This window comes from Sulfuriroseicoccus oceanibius (genome assembly GCF_010681825.2).
GTDB classification, from domain to species: domain Bacteria; phylum Verrucomicrobiota; class Verrucomicrobiia; order Verrucomicrobiales; family SLCJ01; genus Sulfuriroseicoccus; species Sulfuriroseicoccus oceanibius.
Genome location: NZ_CP066776.1, coordinates 1758827 through 1779685 on the forward strand (window position 1 = coordinate 1758827; position 20859 = coordinate 1779685).

15 protein-coding genes are annotated in these 20859 nt (G+C 58.4%); 3 read left to right on the forward strand and 12 right to left on the reverse strand.

Features of this window, described 5'->3' with window-relative positions; genetic code table 11:
- Positions 1-29 precede the first annotated feature (29 nt).
- Positions 30-290 carry a hypothetical protein gene (locus G3M56_RS07105; protein ID WP_235203297.1) on the reverse strand — a complete coding sequence of 87 codons (261 nt, stop codon included), beginning with the start codon at positions 288-290 and terminating at the stop codon, positions 30-32.
- 79 nt (positions 291-369) lie between these two features.
- On the opposite strand from G3M56_RS07105, the gene G3M56_RS07110 reads away from it, so the two are divergent.
- The gene (locus tag G3M56_RS07110; RefSeq protein ID WP_164361531.1) at positions 370-1005 is read left to right on the forward strand and encodes an NlpC/P60 family protein; all 636 of its coding nucleotides are present in this window, start codon (positions 370-372) and stop codon (positions 1003-1005) included.
- A 160-nt stretch (positions 1006-1165) separates the two neighbouring features.
- Here G3M56_RS07110 and G3M56_RS07115 read toward each other — a convergent pair whose 3' ends face one another.
- Positions 1166-3157, reverse strand: coding sequence for a glycosyltransferase family 39 protein (locus G3M56_RS07115; RefSeq protein WP_164361533.1), 1992 nt, complete (start codon positions 3155-3157; stop codon positions 1166-1168).
- A gap of 778 nt (positions 3158-3935) precedes the next feature.
- Between G3M56_RS07115 and G3M56_RS07120 the strand changes: the two genes are divergently transcribed.
- The gene (locus G3M56_RS07120; RefSeq protein ID WP_164361534.1) at positions 3936-6167 is read left to right on the forward strand and encodes an NADP-dependent isocitrate dehydrogenase; all 2232 of its coding nucleotides are present in this window, start codon (positions 3936-3938) and stop codon (positions 6165-6167) included.
- A gap of 125 nt (positions 6168-6292) precedes the next feature.
- Here the strand turns inward: G3M56_RS07120 and G3M56_RS07125 are convergent, their stop codons facing one another.
- The 6 genes from G3M56_RS07125 to G3M56_RS07150 form a co-directional block, all read right to left on the reverse strand.
- A complete protein-coding gene (locus G3M56_RS07125; protein ID WP_164361536.1) occupies positions 6293-6562 on the reverse strand; it encodes a glycine zipper 2TM domain-containing protein in 270 nt (89 codons plus the stop codon).
- On the reverse strand, positions 6559-7008 hold the full coding sequence (locus tag G3M56_RS07130) for an EF-hand domain-containing protein (protein ID WP_164361537.1): 450 nt from the start codon (positions 7006-7008) through the stop codon (positions 6559-6561). Before G3M56_RS07130 ends, G3M56_RS07125 begins: the two co-directional genes overlap by 4 nt.
- Before the next feature lie 87 nt (positions 7009-7095).
- Complete coding sequence (locus tag G3M56_RS07135) at positions 7096-8262, reverse strand: NAD(P)-dependent oxidoreductase (RefSeq protein ID WP_164361539.1); 1167 nt, start codon at positions 8260-8262, stop codon at positions 7096-7098.
- 317 nt (positions 8263-8579) lie between these two features.
- Positions 8580-9437: a hypothetical protein gene (locus G3M56_RS07140; protein ID WP_164361540.1), complete on the reverse strand. Its 858-nt coding sequence runs from the start codon at positions 9435-9437 to the stop codon at positions 8580-8582.
- Positions 9438-9538: 101 nt separating this feature from the next.
- Complete coding sequence (locus G3M56_RS07145; RefSeq protein ID WP_164361542.1) at positions 9539-11728, reverse strand: sodium-translocating pyrophosphatase; 2190 nt, start codon at positions 11726-11728, stop codon at positions 9539-9541.
- 249 nt (positions 11729-11977) lie between these two features.
- The gene (locus tag G3M56_RS07150; protein WP_164361543.1) at positions 11978-12211 is read right to left on the reverse strand and encodes a Sec-independent protein translocase subunit TatA/TatB; all 234 of its coding nucleotides are present in this window, start codon (positions 12209-12211) and stop codon (positions 11978-11980) included.
- A 77-nt stretch (positions 12212-12288) separates the two neighbouring features.
- Between G3M56_RS07150 and G3M56_RS07155 the strand changes: the two genes are divergently transcribed.
- Positions 12289-14868, forward strand: coding sequence for an ATP-dependent RNA helicase (locus G3M56_RS07155; protein WP_235203298.1), 2580 nt, complete (start codon positions 12289-12291; stop codon positions 14866-14868).
- Between the two features lie 450 nt (positions 14869-15318).
- Here G3M56_RS07155 and G3M56_RS07160 read toward each other — a convergent pair whose 3' ends face one another.
- From G3M56_RS07160 to ychF, 4 genes are all read right to left on the reverse strand, one after another.
- The gene (locus G3M56_RS07160; RefSeq protein ID WP_164361546.1) at positions 15319-16341 is read right to left on the reverse strand and encodes a glycosyltransferase family 2 protein; all 1023 of its coding nucleotides are present in this window, start codon (positions 16339-16341) and stop codon (positions 15319-15321) included.
- Between the two features lie 18 nt (positions 16342-16359).
- Entirely contained in the window at positions 16360-17862 is a 1503-nt protein-coding gene (locus G3M56_RS07165) for a S1C family serine protease (protein ID WP_164361547.1), read from the reverse strand.
- 37 nt (positions 17863-17899) lie between these two features.
- Positions 17900-19507: a S1C family serine protease gene (locus tag G3M56_RS07170; RefSeq protein WP_164361550.1), complete on the reverse strand. Its 1608-nt coding sequence runs from the start codon at positions 19505-19507 to the stop codon at positions 17900-17902.
- A 64-nt stretch (positions 19508-19571) separates the two neighbouring features.
- The gene (gene ychF, locus G3M56_RS07175) at positions 19572-20687 is read right to left on the reverse strand and encodes a redox-regulated ATPase YchF (RefSeq protein WP_164361552.1); all 1116 of its coding nucleotides are present in this window, start codon (positions 20685-20687) and stop codon (positions 19572-19574) included.
- Between the last annotated feature and the right edge of the window lie 172 nt (positions 20688-20859).

The following is a 20859-nucleotide window of genomic DNA, read 5'->3' on the forward strand; positions in this document are numbered from 1 at the left end:
GTGAACGTGAGATACGCTAGATCCCGTGTCTAGGAGGCGTGCGAGTCGAGTAGAATCGCGGCATCCGGAACGAGGACGGGGATTCCTTGTTGATCGGGATAGGCGTGGGTGCCCGCTTCGTTGATCCAGGCGGCTTCGAGTTTGCCGTTGATTTTTACGCCGTCGACTTGGATGACCTGCTCCAGCTGTCCGGCGGCGAGGGCCAGGTTGATACGAGCCAAGGTGTCCCCCGATGCGGCGGTGAGCTTGGTGTGGGTGATCGGGCAACGGAGGGGAAGATCGGACATCATGACAGCGTGAATTGACCCTGCAGGAAACCATGGGAAACGGGTCTTGGCAAATACTCGAATCCGGCTAACCTCTGCGCCGATGATTGCTGCCCTTCCAACTTCCGTCCGTCTGGTCTTGTTGCTTTTTCTGTGTGCTGCGATGACATCGTGTGGTTCGACGCGCAAGTTACGCCAACAAGCCGATGCGATTGTGGCTCGGGTTGAGTTGCCTGCGCAAAAGGTGGAGCTGCGTGATTTACAGCGGGAGTGCCACCGGCTGGCACAGCATCGATTGCCTTATGTGTTTGGAGGCGAATCGTTGGGCGAGGGCGGGATGGATTGTTCGGGTACAATACATCATGTGCTGACTCGTGTGGGATTCCGTTATGTGCCGAGGCAGAGCAACCACCAGTACCACTGGCTGGCAAAAGCGGGAACATTGAAGAAGGCGTCGCGTCTGGACGAACGTACGCTGCGCAAGATGCGGCCGGGGGATTTGATGTTCTGGAAAGGGACCTACCGCACAGGCAAGCGGTGGCCGAATGTCTCGCACGTGATGATTTACATGGGGCGCGATCCGAACACCGGCAAGCATTGGATGTTCGGCGGGCGCGGGCAGTCGGCGTCGGGCCGCAATGGTGGCGGGGTCGACTTTTTCTCGTTCAGTCCACGCGAGGGGGGGCGGCGCAACTCCAAGTTCATCGGCTTCGGGCGGGTGCCGGGGGTGAAGCGCTGAGTACCAGTGCCAATTGAACGGGTAATGGCTGAATGGCGGAGAGCCTTTTCGAATGAAGTGGGGCGTGAACCATTAGCCTAACGGGCTATCTGAGCTGTGAGCCGCAAAGGACCACTTAACCTACCGATTCAACTCCCCTCGGTGACGCCACCGTGAGTGCTCACTTGGTAGATGCCTGGAATGATGGCTCCTTGGAGTAGATGTCGTAGGAGAATTGTGTCTCGAAGCCGAGAATGCGCGAGTACTTGGTGAAGCCATTGGCGGGATCGTGAAGGTAGTCCAGGCAGGCCTTCTTTTTCGGGTCTTTGGCGATCAGCGATTCTCCGCAGACGGCGATAAAGACAGGAAGTTGTGCTGCGGTGGCTTGTTCGTCCACTTTCCGGAGGTCTTTCACGGAGCGCAGGGTATGGATATGTGGGTCGTAGGTCCGCAGACGCTTGACGCTGAAGCCAACGGCAGCGGTGACACGATCTTTGATCTCGGGAGTACCGAAGGTAGGGGCGTTGCCGCGAAGCTCAGCCGCGACTTCTCGTAGCGGTTGGCGAGGAACTGCAGCCAAGTGCTCTCGTTGGGGCTGCGTGGCGATTGCGTAGGCCGTGAGCCATGCGGCGGCTACCAAACTTGAGAGCACCAGAGGAAGGCGTGTGGTGGGCTTTTTGACTGCTGTCAGCAGAAGCGAGCAGGCGTAGCCGCAAAGCAGAGCAAATGGCAGCAGCGAATAGAGCAGATACCAGGGGAGAGCCGGCGAATCCACCAGCCGGTTGTGAAGGTAACCAAGAACGGGGCCTGCTGTGAGCGCGGCGATCAGCAAGATTTGGCGGCGGTCGCGGGTGATCAACGCGGAGATGATGCCGAGTCCGACGACCGCGGGTACGATGCGCCATAACAGACTCTCGACCCATGGGGCTTGGGCGAAGAGTTGGGGTGCCGTGATTCCTGCGTTGAGCTCACCGGAGCGCTCCCATGGTGGAACTCCGAGCACCAAGTGATGGTAGAAGTCGTTCAGCCATCCCGGAGCGAAGCCGTGGATGAGAGGGTTTTCCAGGTAGTAGAGGAACTGAGGAATCGAAGGAGCCGCCAGGGGGATAAAGATCGCGGCAGCCGCCAGGTTGGCTGCAAGCAAACGATAGGTCGGTTCCACGAGCTGGGATTTGCTCCGACCGCTCGTCACAATCCACGCGAGGGCTGCGAGGTTGAGAGCGACGGCGACGTAGACCGAAGCAAAAAACGATAGCATGAAGCCCGCTTCGGCGATGGCGAAGCCGACCCAGTAGCGCCGCTTTCCACTGTGCAAGGCGAGGAACAAGCAAACCAGCGCGACCAAGATGAGGAACAGTAGGAGGGAATATCCCCGGATTTCTGTCGAATAGCGTATGTGCCACGGGCTCAATGCGAGGGTGGCTGCGGCGACAATACCCGCGATCGGGTGAAAGCCCCGCCATCCTATCCACCCGATGAGTAAGACGGTTCCCAACGAGGCTAGGAAAGGGACGATGCGCGCGGTACGCTCGGAGAAGAAATTGCCGTCGTTTCCCCGGATGGCGTTGTCCGTCTGGATCGTGAGCTTTGTGAGTGCGCTATTGAGGACGTGATTGGAGCCACCTCGGTTGTAGAAGAGCGTCTTTTCCCACGATGCTGGCTTGAACTTGAGCTCGGCTGCCTCGCCGGCCACCTTTTGCTTACTGTATTTGCCCCACGAGTAATCCTGGATGGTGACTTCTTCGTCGTTCCAGAAACTGTGGTCCAAGCGCGGAGCACGAGCGAATGCCGCGATTGCAGTGATCGCGATGAGAGCAACCCACATCGTGATGCGGGTGCTTCTCCGCTCAGCTTTTGAAGTGAGAGGCTCTGTTACCGGAGCGTACCGTGAGGTCCAGAGTTTGTGGGATGCGGTGAGCAGTGCACCAATGATTGCCGCGGCGGCTGCGGCCCACCAGAGCGTTAGGTCGATGTATTGATCTACAGTTGGCGGTTGGTCGGCAGCGGTACGCTTGGCCACGGCTTGTTGGAGCTCGTCATTCCAAGGGATGGGGAGCCGAACCATGGCAATGACTCCGGCCACCATCAGCGCGATGGCAAACGCCCAAAGAATGCGCGCTTTTGGGGCGTTCGGAATGGCGCGTAAGGAGCCGGATAAAGAGGCGGAAGTCATGACAAGGCGTGAGCTTGAGAAGATGGGGCTGCCTTGTCAAAGCGTGATCTTAACAGATGGTCAAGAGAATAGACGAAAGATGCTATACGGAATCAGGTGACTGAGTGGATGCGCGGATTTTTAATCAGACTGGGTTTGGAATGTTCCACCATCGTATGGGCGTTCCACACAGAGTGATTGTGAACAACTTGTCAGGTTTGGGGGAAAGTGGGTGAAAAATGAGTTGGTTTGCCGTTGATGCGCTTTGGGGCGGAGGTGTGGCGATGAACTGAACGGGGCGATATGCAAGGCTATGTATTATTCTAATAGGGTTGTTTTAGAATGGATAAGGGATTCTTATCAATGTGCGTAAGTGGTTTGTGGTGAGTTTTTTATAGGGTTTGTTTTAGCCGAGGGGTTTGTGCCTTAGATTGGCTTCGGCATGTCCTCATTGGCATAAGTCGATGATTATGTGCGGTTCATCAGCTATTCCAGAAGGCGGCGGAGCGGACTTGTGGGCAATTGTTTACCGATTGTGAATAACTTGAGAACAAGTGTTCAGAAGTAGGTGAAAATCCAGCAAATCAGCGGGTTGTGGGGCCGGTGATGAAGAAACAAATTCCTGCGGTGGGCAGGGAATGCTTGACCTGCTATGGTGTCCACTTTAAATCCCGCCTATCTATTCGTGGGCGCGAATTGGCAGGAATCATTGGCCGCCGGAAATTGAGCGCTGTCGATCGATCTGGGAGAGACTCTGACGATGTTGGCTCCGGGCCCCGCAACTCTAGACAAATCTATTATGAGCAAAGACATTCCAAAAATCATTTACACCAAGACGGATGAGGCACCTGCGCTGGCGACCCATTCGTTGTTGCCGATCATCAGCGCGTTCGCTGGTGTGTCCGGAGTGACGGTTGAGACTCGTGACATCTCGTTGGCTGGACGCATCATTGCCAACTTCCCGGAGTTTCTGACTGAAGAGCAGCGCATCGGTGATGCGTTGGCCGAACTTGGTGAGCTTGCCAAGACCCCAGAGGCGAACATCATCAAGTTGCCGAACATTTCAGCCTCGATCCCGCAGATGAAGGCTGCGATTGCCGAGCTGCAGAGCCAAGGCTACGCGCTGCCGAATTATCCTGACGAGCCATCGACTGATGCCGAGAAGGACATCAAGGCTCGTTACGACAAGATCAAGGGCAGTGCTGTGAACCCTGTGTTGCGTGAAGGCAACTCGGACCGTCGTGCGCCTGGCGCGGTCAAGCAGTACGCCAAGAGCAACCCGCATCGCATGGGAGCCTGGTCGTCGGACTCGAAGTCGAATGTCGCGCACATGGATGGCGGCGACTTCTTCTCCAACGAGAAGTCGGTGACCGTACATGGCGAGACCGATGTGAAGATTGAGTTGGTGGGCAAGGATGGATCGACCACCGTGCTCAAGGAATCCACGCCATTGCTCGCAGGTGAAGTGCTCGACGCGACCCGCATGAGCAAGAAGGCTCTGGTTACTTTCCTCGAAGAGCAAGTGGCCCGTGCCAAGAGCGAAGATGTGTTGTTCTCGCTGCACATGAAGGCGACCATGATGAAGGTGTCCGACCCGATTATCTTTGGTCACTGTGTGGAAGTGTTCTTTAAAGATGTGTTCACCAAGCATGCGGACGTGATTGCCGAGCTCGGTGTCGATCCTAAGAATGGCTTCGGCGACCTGGTGAGCAAGCTTGGTTCGCTGCCAGCGGAGAAGAAGGCGGAGATCGAAGCGGATATCGCAGCGGTTTACGCGGCGGGTCCTGAGATCGCGATGGTGGATTCCGATAAAGGTATCACCAACCTCCATGTGCCGAGCGACATCATCATCGACGCATCGATGCCTGCCATGATCCGCAATTCGGGGCAGATGTGGAATGCTGAGGGCAAGACCAAGGACACACTCGCTGTGATCCCGGACAGCAGCTATGCCGGCGTCTATCAGGCGACGATCGATTTCTGCCGTGAGAATGGCGCGTTCGACCCGACCACCATGGGCACCGTGCCAAACGTCGGTCTGATGGCTCAGAAGGCGGAAGAGTACGGCTCCCACGACAAGACTTTCGAAATCCCTGCCGACGGTACCGTCCGCGTCGTGGACGCCGCGGGCAATGTGCTCATCGAACACGAAGTGGAAGAAGGGGACATCTGGCGCGCATGCCAGACCAAGGACGCTCCGATCCGTGACTGGGTGAAGTTGGCCGTCAATCGTGCCCGCGCCACCGGCGTGCCGGCTGTGTTCTGGCTCGACAAGAACCGAGCTCACGATGCGCAGTTGATCGAGAAAGTGAACACTTACCTCCAGGATCACGACACCGAGGGGCTCGAGTTGCACATCATGTCGCCAGTGGAGGCTACCGAGTTCTCGCTCGCTCGTATCAAGGACGGCAAGGACACCATCTCGGTGACTGGTAACGTGCTTCGTGACTATCTCACCGATTTGTTCCCAATCCTCGAGCTGGGTACCAGTGCCAAGATGCTCTCGATCGTGCCGTTGATGAATGGCGGCGGATTGTTTGAAACCGGTGCCGGTGGATCGGCTCCAAAGCACGTTCAGCAGTTTGTGGCGGAGAACCACCTGCGTTGGGACTCGCTGGGTGAGTTCCTGGCATTGGCGGTTTCGCTTGAGCACCTGGGGTCGACTTTCGACAACCCGAAGGCGACTCTGCTCGGTAAGACCCTCGACGAGGCGACCACCAAGTTCCTTCTCAACGACAAATCACCGTCGCGTAAAGTCGGCGAGTTGGACAACCGTGGCAGCCACTTCTACCTCGCTCTGTACTGGGCCGAGGCGCTTGCGGCGCAGAACGAAGATGAGTCGCTCCAGGCTGTGTTCGCACCGGTTGCCGAGCGATTGGCTGCTAACGAAGAGCAGATTGTGAGCGAATTGAACTCAGCTCAAGGTGTTGCGGTTGAGATCGGTGGCTACTACCAGCCAAACGAAGCGCTCACCAGTCAGGCGATGCGCCCGAGCGCGACGCTCAATGCATTGCTTGAGTCGATCGCATAATCGTCGCATTGATTGAATCACAGGCCGGATCGGGAGCTCTTCCGATCCGGTCTTTTTTTATGGATCGGGAGGTGGGGACAAAAAACGGCCACCGCGTTTCCACGGTGGCCGATTCAAGCATTCGCTTAGTAATAATAGTACGGCCGACTGCGATGGTACATCGAGTTGGTCTTGCCGTAGCGGTCGCCGGCGAGGCCGCCGACGGCGGCTCCGATGGCGGCTCCGCCCCATGAGCTGCCGCCTTTGACGTTGTTGCCGATGACGGCACCGGTGACGCCACCGACCACGGCTCCCGTGTTGCGCCCGCGCTGGACGTAAGGATCCGGGTGGTAGCACGAGCCCAGCATCGCGCAGGATGCCAGCATCGTGGTTGCGATTAGAATTTTACGTTTCATTGGGATGCTGCGTTTGAGAGTTTCTCCAGGTCGGTTTTTCCTTCGGCTTTGGCAGCCTTATCAAAGAAGGTCTTCACTTCTTCCTGGCTTAGTTGACCGTCGCCATTGGTGTCGATTTTCTTGAACAGACTCTTCATCGTCTGCTGCGACTCCCAGAAGGCTTTGGCCTCTTCGGGTGTGATGACACCATCTCCATTGGCATCGACTTTCTTGAAGCCTTCCTTGGTGGCATCAGAGCCTGAGGCCAGATACTCCTCAAGGGTGACTTTGGAGTCGCCATCCACATCGACGGAGGAGTAGATGGCTTCGAGCATGAAGCGGTCGAACTCCTGATAGGAGATGGATTGGTTGCCATCGGTGTCGGCGAGGGCGAAGCCGTCCCTTTTCTCGCACGAGGCGAGTGAGAGCGCGAGCGATGCGGTCGCCAGAGTGACTAGGTATTTCATACGGCTGATAGATATCCACAATTTGTTAGATTGTTGGCTTAAGTAAGCCCGCCGTGAAGGATGTGGATGGCTCCGCGGCAGTACCGATTACGCCTGAGGGCGCAATGCGGACTGCCAAATTTGGGTCGCCTGGGTGTCGCGCAGTTCGATATCGTCGAGGGTCACGGTCTGCCCGGCCTCGAGGTTGCGAATCACGCGGCATCCGTCCATCAGGCCGATAGGTACGGCATTTGGTTCGTCGGCGATGCGGGTGGCTTCACCACGGAAGAACTGGCCGCCGATGGCATTAGCGACGTCGGTTCCTGCGGCGATGTCCTTTTTCGCGATGGCGCAGACGTTGATGGTTGGGGTGGTGGTGTTGTTGAGCAACACGCCACCGCCATCGAGCACTCGGCGGATGGTGCGCGGGATCTCGAGATGGCAAAGGTGGTATGGACGGATCAGCGTGTAGAACGGGCCGTCTCCGAGTTTGAGGTAGCGCAACACGTTCGGGTCGGCTTCCTCGTTGCGTCCGGTGATGAAGACCCCAGGAGGGAGCTTGCCGTTGAGTACGTAGTCGCTGATAGGTTTGCCGTGGTGTTCGGCGCGTTCGGCGAGGTAATTGCCGCCTTCTTCGAGGCCCATGCCTTCGATGCCGCTAAGTCCGCGGGTGAGGATGTCGGTCTTGAGGCCGTTGGCGACAAATGCCTGCTCCATTTGAATCTTGGTGCCGTCGGTGAAGCTGGTGACCTGGGGAACGCTGATGCCCTGTTTGTTCGACCAGAACTCCATGTCCTCAACGGTCGGCTGGTGGTTGAGGAACCCTTTGATGTTACCGTAGACGAGCGGACTGAAGCCCATTTCCACCGCTTCTTCGTGGAGCGCGGCGAGGCAACCAGGCTGGTCGCCTTCGGCTTCGGTGATCAGGCCCTTGCCGGCGAAGTACGAGCCGACGGTGACATGGAACTCGGTGGCCATGGTGACAACCGGAAGTCCGGCGTTCATTGCGGCATCCACAATCGGAGTCGCGTGATGGACGTCGCCACTGCACTCGACGATGAGGTCGCAGTTGTCTACCAACTCGTTGATGGAGTCGGTGTGCAAATCCGCTACCCGACCGGAGAACTGGTCCTTGGGACGGCGTGAAAGTACCTTCGCTGGCTGCATGCCGGGCTGGTGGCTCAGGACAGAGACCAATCCGGTTGCGATGAATCCAGTGCCGACCACCCCGATGCGGGCCGGCTTTTCCGATGAGTAAGATTTGCTATTGGGCACGCTGAATTATGGGTGCAGCGAGCCACTTGGCAATCGTGAATCCATGGAAATTATGGATGAGGGAAGACGGATCGGACGGATCTGGGTTGCTGAAAGGAACGGGGAGCAAAGCCCAACGGCTTTAGCCTTGGGTATCGAGGGGATCAGACCTGAGGAGCCACCCTGATAGGGTGGTGGGAAGGGGCCTTGGGCTTTTGTCACCGTGAAACAGGGTGGCCTCCCGCGCCCTGTCAGGGCGCAGTTATATCGGGTGCTATCATCACAGGCCTGAAGGCCTGTGCTCTGTTCCAGCCTCCTTTCAGGATGGCGAACGATGGCTATTCCGGAGTGTCCTCTTGGCGGTCTCTGAATGGATCGAAAGATGAGGGTTGATGCGCTCTTTTCGGTTCGCCTTCAATTGGTTGTCGACGTTTTGAGAAAACTGGCTTGTCGATCCGGGAGTCTCCAATCATGGGCGGATCGATGAGTGACCTCATGAGATTTGCGGCTGTCTCGTACGCGCTCCAATCGCGATTCTCGGGGTGGTGCGTTTTTCCGAGGTTCGAATTTTCCACCGAAATGATTTGGTAGCCAGTCCGGCTGCGCATTTCGAATACCCAAATCGAGGGACTCCCGAATGATGTTGTGTGTCGCCAGATGTATTCCTCAGGCAGAGGGCTCCAGAACTTTTCTACTCTCAGCAACTTTTCTAGAGTGTCAGTTTGCTTTGAAGTGAATTCTAGGTCTCTGTCGTCCGTGGCGAGTGTCGTCGGATTCGTTTGGTCGAGTTTGAATGTCGCCGTGCGTCCGGTCACTTTGTCACCAGAGATTTCGAGGCGTATCACTACCCAATCATGTTGGAACTCCAACCCGTTCATCACACTCAGCCTGATGATGGTTTCCACGCCATCTGGTAGCTCAGACTGGATGGAAGGTTCCTCAAGAAATGCCAAGATCTGAGCGTGTCGAGGGGCGGCGCCGGGTAAGTGGCGGGCATTTTTTCCCTGAGGGAAATAGTGCCTGCCTTGTGCGTCGGTTTCCGGCGGTCCTAAGACTTGATCGAGCTCCGTTCGCAGTTCTTGGAGTTTTTCCGAGTAAGGTGGGGGAGCAGTCTGCTCAGTGGGTTCATTTGTTCCCTCACCGCGCAAAAGACCAATAGCGCAGCATAATGCAATCAGACCGACTCTCGATTTCATCTTGTGATGATGTTGATCCGGAAGCAGATCCGCAACAAAAAGCGAGCGGTGAACCAGTCGGTCCACCGCTCGTGTGTTGTTTTCGGTTGTTGGGAATTCGGTTAGATCAGTGGGGCGATGACCAGGGCGACTACGGACATCAGTTTGAGCAGGATGTTCAGGGACGGGCCCGAGGTGTCTTTCAGTGGGTCGCCGACGGTGTCTCCGACGACGCCGGCTTTGTGGGCGGCGCTGCCTTTGACGAGTTTTTCGCCGTTCACTTCGATGCCTTCCTCCATCATCTTCTTGGCGTTGTCCCAGGCACCGCCGGCGTTGGACTGGAAGAGAGCCATCAAGACGCCGCAGACGGTGACGCCGGCGAGCAGGCCACCGAGCATCTGACCTCCACCGATGAATCCAAAGGCAACCGGTGTGGCGACCGCCAACAATCCGGGCTTCACCATTTCCCGGATGGCGGCTTTGGTGGAAATCTCGACGCACTTGCTGTATTCGGCTTTCCCTTCTGCGGCCTCAAAGTCGGCGCGATCCTGATCGCTCCATTCGCTTTGCTCTTTGCCTTCGTTGCGGGTCATGGCGTCGAGTGCTTTGCGCAGCGCCGGGATTTCGTGGAACTGCCGGCGCACTTCTTCGATCATCGACATGGCGGCCCGACCCACAGCTCCCATCGAGAGAGCGGAGAACAAGAAGGGCATCATGCCGCCGAAGAGGAGTGCCGCCATGACCCGGGGATCCGTGATTTCGATGCTCAATGTGGTGCCATGCGTTTGTTCGTACGATGTCTTGAACGCGGCGAAAAGGGCGAGGGCAGTGAGCGCTGCGGATCCGATGGCGAAGCCTTTGCCGATGGCTGCCGTGGTGTTGCCTACGGCGTCGAGTTTGTCGGTGCGTTGGCGGACTTCTTTGGGTAGTTCGCTCATTTCGGCGATGCCGCCGGCGTTGTCTGAGATGGGGCCGTAGGCGTCGACCGCGAGTTGGATGCCGGTGTTGGAAAGCATGCCGACGGCGGCGATGGCGATGCCGTAGAGTCCGGCGAAATGGTGGGCGCCGAGGATGCCGGCGGCGAGGATGACAATCGGGATCGCGGTGGACATCATGCCGACGCCGAGGCCGGCGATGATGTTGGTGGCCGAGCCTGTGACTGATTGGCGGACAATTCCCATCACCGGTTTGGTGTGGGTGCCGGTGTAATGCTCGGTGACTTTGCCGATGCCGAGGCCGGCGGCGAGTCCGATGAGAATGGCGATGAAGACACCGCTGGCGGTGTAGGTGCGAGCGCCGTCCGACCATTCGGCGGGCAGCATCCAGCCGATGATGAACCAAGTGAGCACGAGTAGGATGAGAGCTGAGCCAAACTCGCCGATGTTCAAAGCAGTTTGCGGGTTGCCGCCGTCTTTCACTTTCACGAACATGCCGCCGATAATCGAGGTGACGATGCCGACTGCGGCGAGAACGAGTGGCAGTAGAACCGCGCCGAGGCCATTGAAGTTTTCGCTCATTTCGGGTGCGGTCATGAAGACGGCTCCGAGCACCATCGTGCCGATGATCGATCCCACATAACTTTCAAAGAGGTCCGCCCCCATGCCGGCGACGTCGCCTACGTTGTCGCCCACGTTATCGGCGATGGTGGCTGGGTTGAGTGGGTGGTCCTCCGGGATGCCGGCTTCGACCTTGCCGACGAGGTCGGCTCCGACGTCCGCGGCTTTGGTGTAAATCCCGCCACCGACGCGGGCGAAGAGAGCGATCGAGGAGGCTCCGAACGAGAACCCCGTGACGATGGTCATGACCAGCGTCACATTTTCCACGGTGTCGATCCCGAATACGGAGGAGAATATGGCAAACAATCCACCGAGACCGAGTACGCCGAGGCCGACCACGCCGAGTCCCATGACCGAGCCTCCGGAGAATGCGATTTCCAATGCTTTGCCCAGGCCATCGCGGGCGGCATTGGTGGTGCGAACATTGGCCTTGGTGGCGACCTTCATGCCAATGAACCCGGCGAGCCCCGAGCACAGGGCACCGACGACGAATGAGACCGCGACGAGCGGATGGGATGCTTCGTTATTGGCACCACTGACCGCCAGCAGAACCGCAACTGAGATCACAAAGATCGAGAGGATCTTGTACTCGGCATGGAGGAATGCCATGGCACCTTGCTGGATGCTCTTGGCGATGCCCTGCATCTTCTCGGTTCCAGGGTCTTGTTTGGCGACCCACGAGGACTTGAAGAAGGTGTAGATCAATCCGAGGACACCAAAGGCGGGCACACAGAGGATCAGCGATTGCGTGGTCATGATAGGGAGTGTTGATGGTTGATAGGTGGTCTTGGATGAGGATCCACCCCAGCGCGGCATGGATGGGCCGCGCTGCTAAATGCAGGGAACGTCTGCCGCTTTGTTATGGGCGCATGTTTTGTATAGAATTCGATGAGTTTCCTGTGTGGCGAGGTGGCGTGCGTTCCGTGGCAATAAACAAAAAAAGCGACCACCTGGATCAGGTGGTCGCTTTGGGAAAGTTGGTTTGTTTGGGGGCAGGGAGGAGATTTATCCTTTGGAGGACTTCTCGCCTTCGTCGATGGACTTCTTCACTTCTTTCTCAGCCGAGGTGATTTCCTTTTCGAATTCCTCGCGGGCTTTCTTGAATTCGCCCATGCTCTTGCCCATGCCGCGTGCGAGCTCAGGCAACTTTTTCGCGCCGAAAAGCAGCAGGATCAACACGAAGACAATCCACATCTCCTGGCCGCCGAAGGCGAAGGCAATAATTGAAAGTTCGTTCATACGCTCTAAACATCACGCTTAATATCCCAAGTTTCAACAGGATTCGCGGAATCTTCGCGCATCCTCCGACTGACTCCATGAGCCCATCTTCCTTACAACCGTTGCCGATCGATCAAATTGCCGATCAAATCGTTCAATTATCCCGATCCATGGCGAAGGGCGAGTGTCCTGCGCGGGCGGTGTTGCAGGCGCCAACCGGCTCTGGAAAATCGACGCGTGTGGGGGCGATGCTGGTGGACGGTGGTGCGGTGAATGGAGACGTGTTGGTGCTGCAACCTCGGCGGATGGCTGCGCGGATGTTGGCGCGGCGGGTGGCGTATGAACGCGGCACCAAGCTGGGCACGGAGGTAGGCTATCAGGTGCGGTTCGACCGAGTGGGAGGCAAGGATACGCGGCTGTGGTTTGTCACCGAGGGGATTTTGTTGCGGAGGTTATTGGCGTCGCCGGAGCTGCGTGGAGTGGGGGCGGTCGTGTTTGATGAATTCCACGAACGTCATCTCGACGCGGATCTTGGGATTGCGTTGTTGAGTCAACTTCAGCGGACCAAGCGGCCGGACCTGCAGTTGTGGGTGATGTCGGCCACGCTCGATCATATCTCGCTCGATGATTGGTGTCCGCCGGAGCAGCGGCTCGAGTCTCACGGCCGCACGTTTCCCGTCGAGATCGAGCATGTGCGCCACGAGCCGAAGGTGAGTGTGCCGGTCTGGATGCACGCGGTGGCCGGGTTGCGGGAAATGATCGCCAACCGTCAGGTCGAGGGCGATGCCTTGGTCTTCATGCCCGGGCGATACGAAATCACGAAAACGCTGGCTGAACTGAAGAGCGCCAAGTGGGCGAAGGGGATGGATTTGCTGCCGCTTTATGGCGATATGCGCCCTGAAGACCAGGATGCCGTGCTGGCGGACACCGGAAGGCGGAAAATTGTCGTGGCAACCAATGTGGCGGAAACGTCGCTGACGATTCCGGGGATCCGAATCGTCGTGGACTCCGGGTTGGCTCGAATTGCAGACTACGATCCCAAGCGTGGGTTGAACACATTGATGGTCGAGCCCATTTCCAGGGCGTCGGCGGACCAGCGGGCCGGGCGCGCGGGGCGTGTGGCGGAGGGTCATTGCTTGCGCTTGTGGACGGCGGCCAACCACTCGGCGCGCAGTGCGCAGTTGGCGCCTGAGATCGATCGCTTGGACTTGAGTGGTGCTTTTTTGTCACTCGCTGCGGCGGGTTATGGGGATTTGGGCGCGCTCGACTGGGTGGAGAAACCGAAAGCCGGGCGTCTTGAACATGCGGTTGAGACCTTGGTGATGTTGCTGGCAGTCGAGGCCGAGGGTGAGGTGATGCGGATCACAGAGGTCGGGCGGCAAATGGCAGCCTTTCCGGTGCATCCGCGATGGGCGCGGGTACTGGTTGACTTGGCTTTTGCCGGGTTGGGTGACGTTGGGTGTCGCTTGGTGGCATTGGCCGAAGGGCGCGGGATCTGGGCGAGCAAGAATGGACCGGACTTTAATGGACGCGGTGGCGCTTCGGAATTCGTCACAGCGGATGACGACTCGGATTTGTTGCCGATGATGCGAGCACTTGATGGTGCGATTGCGCGGCGCTTTGACATGCAGTGGTGTCGCGAGCGCGGTGTGCATGCGGGCGCGGCGCGTGAGGCGGCCGAGTTGGTGCGCCAGCTCGACCGTGTGGTGCAGGGGTTGGTTTACGACGCGGAGGTCGTGACTCCAGAGAATGAATGGGATGCGGTGAAGCGTGCGTTGCTGGCGGCTTTTCCCGATCATGTAGCGGTGAAGCGCAGCGCGGGAAGCCTGGCGTGCAGTCTCGGGGACGGGCGCTCGGGTAAGATGAAAGACGGCAGTCTGGCGAGGAAGTCGTCGCTGGTGATTGCCGGTGAGATTGCCGAGATCTCCGGGCGCGACGTGAGCGTGGTGCTGGGGATGTTGTCGGCGGTGAATGAAGACGATTTGCAGGCGGTTTGGCCGCAGCGAATGCGGGTGACCAACGAGGATCGGTTCGACCCTCGGAGCAAGAGGGTGGTGCGTTTTGCGGAGACTCGCTTCGGGGACTTGGTTCTGCGGTCGTCTGCCGGTGATGGTGCTGACCGGTTGGTCGCTGCGGAGATTCTCGCGGCCAAGGTGATGGCGGGGGAAATGGTGCTCAAGAATTGGAACGATCGCGTCGAGCAGTGGATTGCCCGGGTTCAATGCGTGGCGAATCACCTGTCGGAGCTGGGGATCAGCCCGATCGATGACGAGGCGCGTCAGATGATCATCACTGAAGTCTGCGAGGGCGGCTATTCACAACGCGATATCAAAGACCGTGACGTATGGACGGCATTGCGCAATTGGTTGTCGCCCGAGCAACGCAGCGCGATCGATTATTATGCGCCGGAGACTATTAAGCTGGAGAATGGTCAAACCGCGAAGGTGCGCTACTCAGAGGCCGGCGTGCCGGAGATCTCGATGGTGCTGCAGCGCTTGTACGACATTCACCGCCACCCGACGATTGCCGACGGTAAAGTGCCGGTGGTGGTGCATATCCTGGCGCCGAACCAGCGACCGGCGCAGACGACCACCGATTTGGGGGCATTCTGGACGACCAGTTATGAGGCGGTGAAAAAAGACCTCAAAGGGCGCTATCCGAAGCACGAGTGGAGATAAGTTTGAGGGAGTTTGCTGGTTTGCTAGTGTTCAGTTTTCAGTGGGCGTTTGTGTGTGCGGTCGGGGAATGGTGACTTGGTTTGCTATTCTTATCGCTCTCGGCCTAGGAGGATCAGGATAAGGAAGAGGATAAAGATAAGGAGTCTCCGCAGCGGAGCTTGTGATGGATTGGTCGGTTTTCCGGGTAGACGGAGTCGCGCGCAACCTCAAGAGTGAGGTTGGTCCATCGGGGTGAGGTGTGCTCCGGGGAAGGGTGGCTTGGTTTGTTGCCCTTATCTTTATCCTTATCCTCTTCCTTATCCTTATCGCCATCGCCATCGCTATCGCTATCGCTATCGCCGTCGGTCCTGGTCGGATCAGGATAAAGAAGAGGATAAAGATAACGAGTCTCCGTGGCGGAGGTTGTGATGGGTTGGTCGGTTTGCCGGGGGAGCGGAATCGCGCATTACCTTACGCGGCGATCCAGAAATCGGTGCCTTCGGTGCGGCCGGTGGCGAGGAGTTGGTCGCGGATAATTTGTCCTGCGCCCCGGTTGCCGACATAGCTTACGATGACGGATTCTTCGATTGGGGGGAGGGTGTCGGCGGAGATGATGGGGCGGCCGGCGAGTGATCGGCCGATCTTGCGCGGGTCGATGTCGATGAAACCGGCGGCCACTTGGTAGGCAGCTTCGAGAAGGCGGGCGTTTTTACGTGCCGGGCGGCCTGCGCCCCAGATCCACAACGGGCGACCGCCCGCTGCGGACCGAACGATCGCATTGGCTAAAAATGGCGCCTTGCAGCGGTGGAACTCAGGCATCGCGTACCGTGGGTCGTTACGCGACAGGCGGGTCGGTGGGTCATTCCATAGCAGCACGGGATGCGGGACCTTGCCCACGAGCATGCCATTGTCGAACCAACGCAGCATCAGCTCGTAGTCTTCAGGGAACTCGCCATCGCGGTAGCCTCCGAATTGCTCGACAAGCGTGCGCCGGTACATCAGCGACGGGTGGGGGAAGGGAAGATCGACGAAGCGGTTGTGCGCGATTTGCTCAGGTGTGACCAGTTGGTTGGTCCAATCGACGTGAGCGCCATATCCGGCGGCGGACTCCCGGCACCCCGCAAACTCAACCTGGCCACTAACCGCGTGGTGGTGCGGGTGGTCGGCCAGCCAGGTGTATTGGTCCGCGAGTCGGTTCGGGGTGGATTGGTCATCGGCGTCCATGCGCGCGATGACGGGGGCGCGGCTGGCGGCGAAGCCTGCGTTGGATGCGCCGACGACGCCACGGTGCGGCTCGTTGAGAACACGTATGCGTGAGTCGGCAGCGGCGCATTGGCGGGCGATTGCCAATGTGTCGTCGGATGATCCGTCGTTTACGATTATCAACTCCCAGTCAGAAAATGACTGGGCGGTGATGCTGGCGATGGCGCGTTCAATGGTGGCCTGCGCGTTGAACGCAGGCATCACCACGGAAATAGCGGGTGGAGCGTGCATGATCCGTGCGTACCTGTGCTAGCGGACGATGCGTTGCAGTGCCATACCGGACTGCTTGAGGTGGTCGTTTACGCGGTCTGCGAGATCGGCGTCGATGTAGGCGTCCGGGCGGTTGCCGCTGAAGACAATGTGGTGCACGCCGTCGACGGGGGAGTTCAGAGCGGCGGCGACATCTTCCATGCGCAGGATAGGTTTGCCATTGATCGATTCGACGGGAAGTCCGCGCATCTCCTCGTAGCCGACGGTGGCCGGGGTTGGGATGGTGTAGCTGAGGAAGACGAACTTGCGGCCTGTGGCGGTGCCTTGTTCGAGTTCGTCGGTATTGGCCATAGCAGCTTGAAGTTCGATCGGGGCGTTGTCGCGCCAATCGCGGAACGAGGTGATGTAATCGCGCGAGAGTTCCTGAAGCAAAAGCCCGCCAAGCATCAGGTAGTTAGGGCCACGATCGTAGATGAACGGATCGATCACGTAATTGTGTGGGGCCTTGCGTGTCACGGTGGCGTTTACGGTCATGTGTTTGCCATCGCGCAGGATGTCGAGTTCCACCGAGTCGCCGACGTAGCGGCTGGAGATGAGGTGGGAAAAGCTGAGTTTGCCGTAGCGATCCGAGTCGTAGTTGCCGCGGCGGTCAATGGCTTTGCCGTCGATGGAGACGAGCACGTCGCCTTCTTTGAGCCCGGCTTTGTCCGCCGGCGTGTTGGTGGCCACTTTGGTGATGTAGATGCCGCCCTTGGTGCCGTTGAGGCCAAGGTATTTGCGGAATGTCTCGTCGGTGGTTTCCGCGTAGCCGACGCCGAGTGAGGGGAATCCCTGGTAGTCCCCGTCGTCGAGATCGGTGAGGAAGTGGCTGATCACAGGTCCTGGGATGATGCGGGCGACTTGTTCGTCGGCGGTGAAGCTGAGCAGGATGCCGGCGAGCTTGCCATCGCGGACCAGAGGCAGCGAGAACCCACCGGTTTTGTTTTCCAGACTGATGCGCACATTGAAGCGTAGGAAGCGCCGGTGGGAGAGTGCGTAAGTGTTCACTTCAGCGCGGTTGACGATACCGGTGGTCAGTACCGGTGTGCCTTCTTTCTCCAGTTGCCAGGTCGTCAGACTGTGACCGACTGCGAGGCGCTCGTCGATCGCGAGTGGCACCATTCCTTCGAGGAAATTGTCGGGCGACTCCACCGGTTGGACCACAGCCAGGTTCGCCTCATAGTCGCGGCCAACGACTTTGGCGGTGGTTTTCGCGCCGTCAGTCGGGCGTTCCAGTTCAATGAACGTGGAGTTGGCAATGAGATCCGCGCTTACGAGCAAGCGGTTGCCGTGGATCAGGGCGCCGATGCCGCGCTTGCGACGTGGCTGCTTCTTCTCCCAGGGCTGGAGGATGTTGAATTCTTGCTCGGTGGCAGTTACCCAGCAGGTGGATGTGGCTGGGGACGGTGAGGCGGCGGTGATTTCTTGCGCGCGCACGGCGGCAGGAAGAACGATCACCAGCGCAGCGACTGCGAGCGCCAGACGGAAAGTGAATGAGATCATAGGAGGGAAATGGGTGGAATGATGTGGTCGGCGTGGATTAGGCGGCTTCATCCAATGGCTCGATCGCTGGTGAAGTTTCCTCGTTCTGGTGTTCGAGTTCGTAGTTTTCGTAGTCGAGGAAGTGATCCGAGCTGACACCGTACTTGCTGCGGATGCGGGCGTGGGCCTCGATCATTTTTTCGGATTCGATGACGATGGGGCGCTCGGCTCCGAGGCAGTGGATGGTGGTGAACTCAGGCAGCTTGCCTTGTGCCATCGGCTGGTAGAGGTGGTCGAAGACATCCTGGAGCTTGCGGATCTTCACGCCGTTGATTTTGTCCACCACCATGCGGCGGAACCCGGTCACATCCGCGTTGATGGAGTCGGGAAGAATTTGTGTCAGAACGACAATCTCCTCCCAATCGGTGTAGAGACCTTCGCCGATGTAGTCGGCAATCAGCTTGCGGCCCTCCAGATCGCTGATCGGGTGAGCGGCCATGACGTTGCGGTTCAGTGGCTGGAAGACAAAGCCGGCGGCGGTGACGAAGCGTGGGCGTTCGCCGTAGCGGATTTGGAAAATGCGTGATGGATCGAATGGCTTGAGTGAGACGGTGACTTCTTCTGCTTCACCATTGCGCAGCACCTCCAGCTTCACGAGGTCGCCGGCGAACTTGCGCTCCACGATCTCGTGCATGGTGACGCTTTCGCCGTTGAGGTTTACTTTGCCGTCTGAGAAAATCGGGTGGTCGTCGATGGCCATCAGGATGTCACCAGACTCCAGCTTGCCGTCGCAGGTGCCTCCTTTGAGCACGGAGACCACAAGGATGCCCCTGTCGTTGTCGGGTAATCCCAAGGCTTTGCGTTGGGCCGGGTTCATTAGAGGGAACTCATCGATCGCCAGGTCAACGTAATGGTCATAGCTGCCGTCCCCGACGTCGGTGAGGAAGCGTTTAATGACGGGAGTCGGGATCATGTAGCCGGTGTTGTCGGCGGAGGTGAGTCCCTGGAATGCGACTCCGACGACTTTGTTGGCTTGGAGTACGGGACCGCCGCTATTTCCTGGGTTGATGGCGGCGTCGATTTGGATGACGAGGTGTTGGTCTACCTGGCTGTGACTATACGGGCGGAAATCGATACGCGAGACGACGCCGCGGGTCACCGAGATGCGCTCGCCTCCCACAGGGTAGCCGATGACGCGGACTTCGCTTTCCAGGCGGGGGACTTCACCGATTTCAAGCTGAGGGACGCCTTCGAATGCGTTTTGATAATCTTCGTCATCAATGATCTCGAGCAGCGCGAGGTCGCAGTCATGAGCGATGGCGACAATGCGGGCCGGAAGCTCGCGGGGGGACCCGTGTTTGGTAACGAGGAGACGTCGTGTGTTGCTGACGACGTGGGCGTTGGTGAGGAACCGGTTTTCCCCAACGAGAAAGCCACTGCCGGTGCCGCCGCTGTAGTTGCCCGGGTTCCATGGCGTGCGGTAGTCCGCAATCTGTGACGAGTTTTGAATCCGGATGACGCTCTGGTAGGCGGCGGTAGGAGTGGATTCAGTGGCGGGCGTGGTCTCGGCAGCGTGGCTGGCGAGCGAGGTTCCCAGCGCCGCCGTCACGAGCGTGACGGCGCGGCGCAGGGATGATGAGATGCGGAAAGAGAATGCTTTGGTCATGGCGGTCGATGAGCGTGCGCTGACTATTTGTCATCACACATGCGCTCAAAGCGCCACCGCCAAATCAAACATTGAAAAGAAATTCCACCACGTCGCCATCGTTGACGACATACTCTTTTCCTTCCGAGCGCAGCTTGCCGGCGTCACGTGCCGCGCTGAGCGACCCGCACTCGACGAGGTTGTCGTAGCTGACCACCTCGGCGCGGATGAAGCCGCGCTCGAAGTCGGTGTGAATCACACCAGCGGCCTGTGGGGCCTTGGCTCCTGCAGGGATGGTCCATGCGCGGGTTTCCTTTTCACCTGTGGTGATGTAAGTGCGCAGACCGAGCAGGTGGTAAACGCCACGGATGAGTGTGCTGACCCCGCTGTCGGTGACGCCGAGTGCGTCGAGGTAATCTTTGGCGTCGGCTGGGTCGAGTTCGATCATTTCCTCTTCAATGCGGGCGGAGATGACGAGCGCTTCGGCGTTGTGGGATTCCGCGGCGTAGGCGCGCACTTTCGAGACGAATGGGTGTGAGTCCGGATCGTCGATTGCTGCGGCCAGTTCGTCTTCGATGACGTTGCAGGCGTAGATGGTGCGCTTGGCGCTGAGCAATTGGAAGTCGGCCATGACGTCGGCGTCTTCTTTGCTCAGTTCCAGTGTGATGGCTGGGTTGCCTTCGTTCAGGTGAGGGAGGAGCTTGTCGATGACTTCGACTTCGCGGCTCGACTCCTTGTCGCCGCCTTTGGCTTTCTTGGCGCGGCTCTGGCGGCGCTTTTCCAAGGATGCAATGTCCGCCAGGATCAACTCCGAGTTGATGATTTCGATGTCGCGGATCGGATCGACCGAGCCCATTTCGTGAATGATGTCCGGATCTTCGAAGCAGCGGACCACCTGCACCACGGCATCGACCTCGCGGATGTTGGCGAGGAACTGGTTGCCAAGACCGGCACCCTCGCTGGCTCCTTTAACCAACCCGGCGATGTCGACGAACTCGATCGCGGTCGGGATGACTTTCTGCGATCCTGAAATCTTCGAGCAGACGTCGAGGCGTGGGTCTGGCACGGTGACGATCCCTTTGTTCGGGTCGATGGTGCAGAATGGATAGTTCGCAGCCTCCGCTTTGCGTGAGCGGGTGACAGCGTTGAAGAGAGTCGATTTTCCGACGTTTGGCAGTCCTACGATTCCGGCTTGAAGCATAACGCAGCAACCCTAGTCATGAATTGCCACGGGTGCATCTGATTTGTGCACTGGGAGATAAAGAAATCTGTAGGCTGGCGACGCTTGTTTCGAGCCTTGGAAATTGGTTGGGTTTCCCTGATGCCTGCGGAGAGGCAACCGATTTCATCTTGTTCTAATAATTCTTGCATAG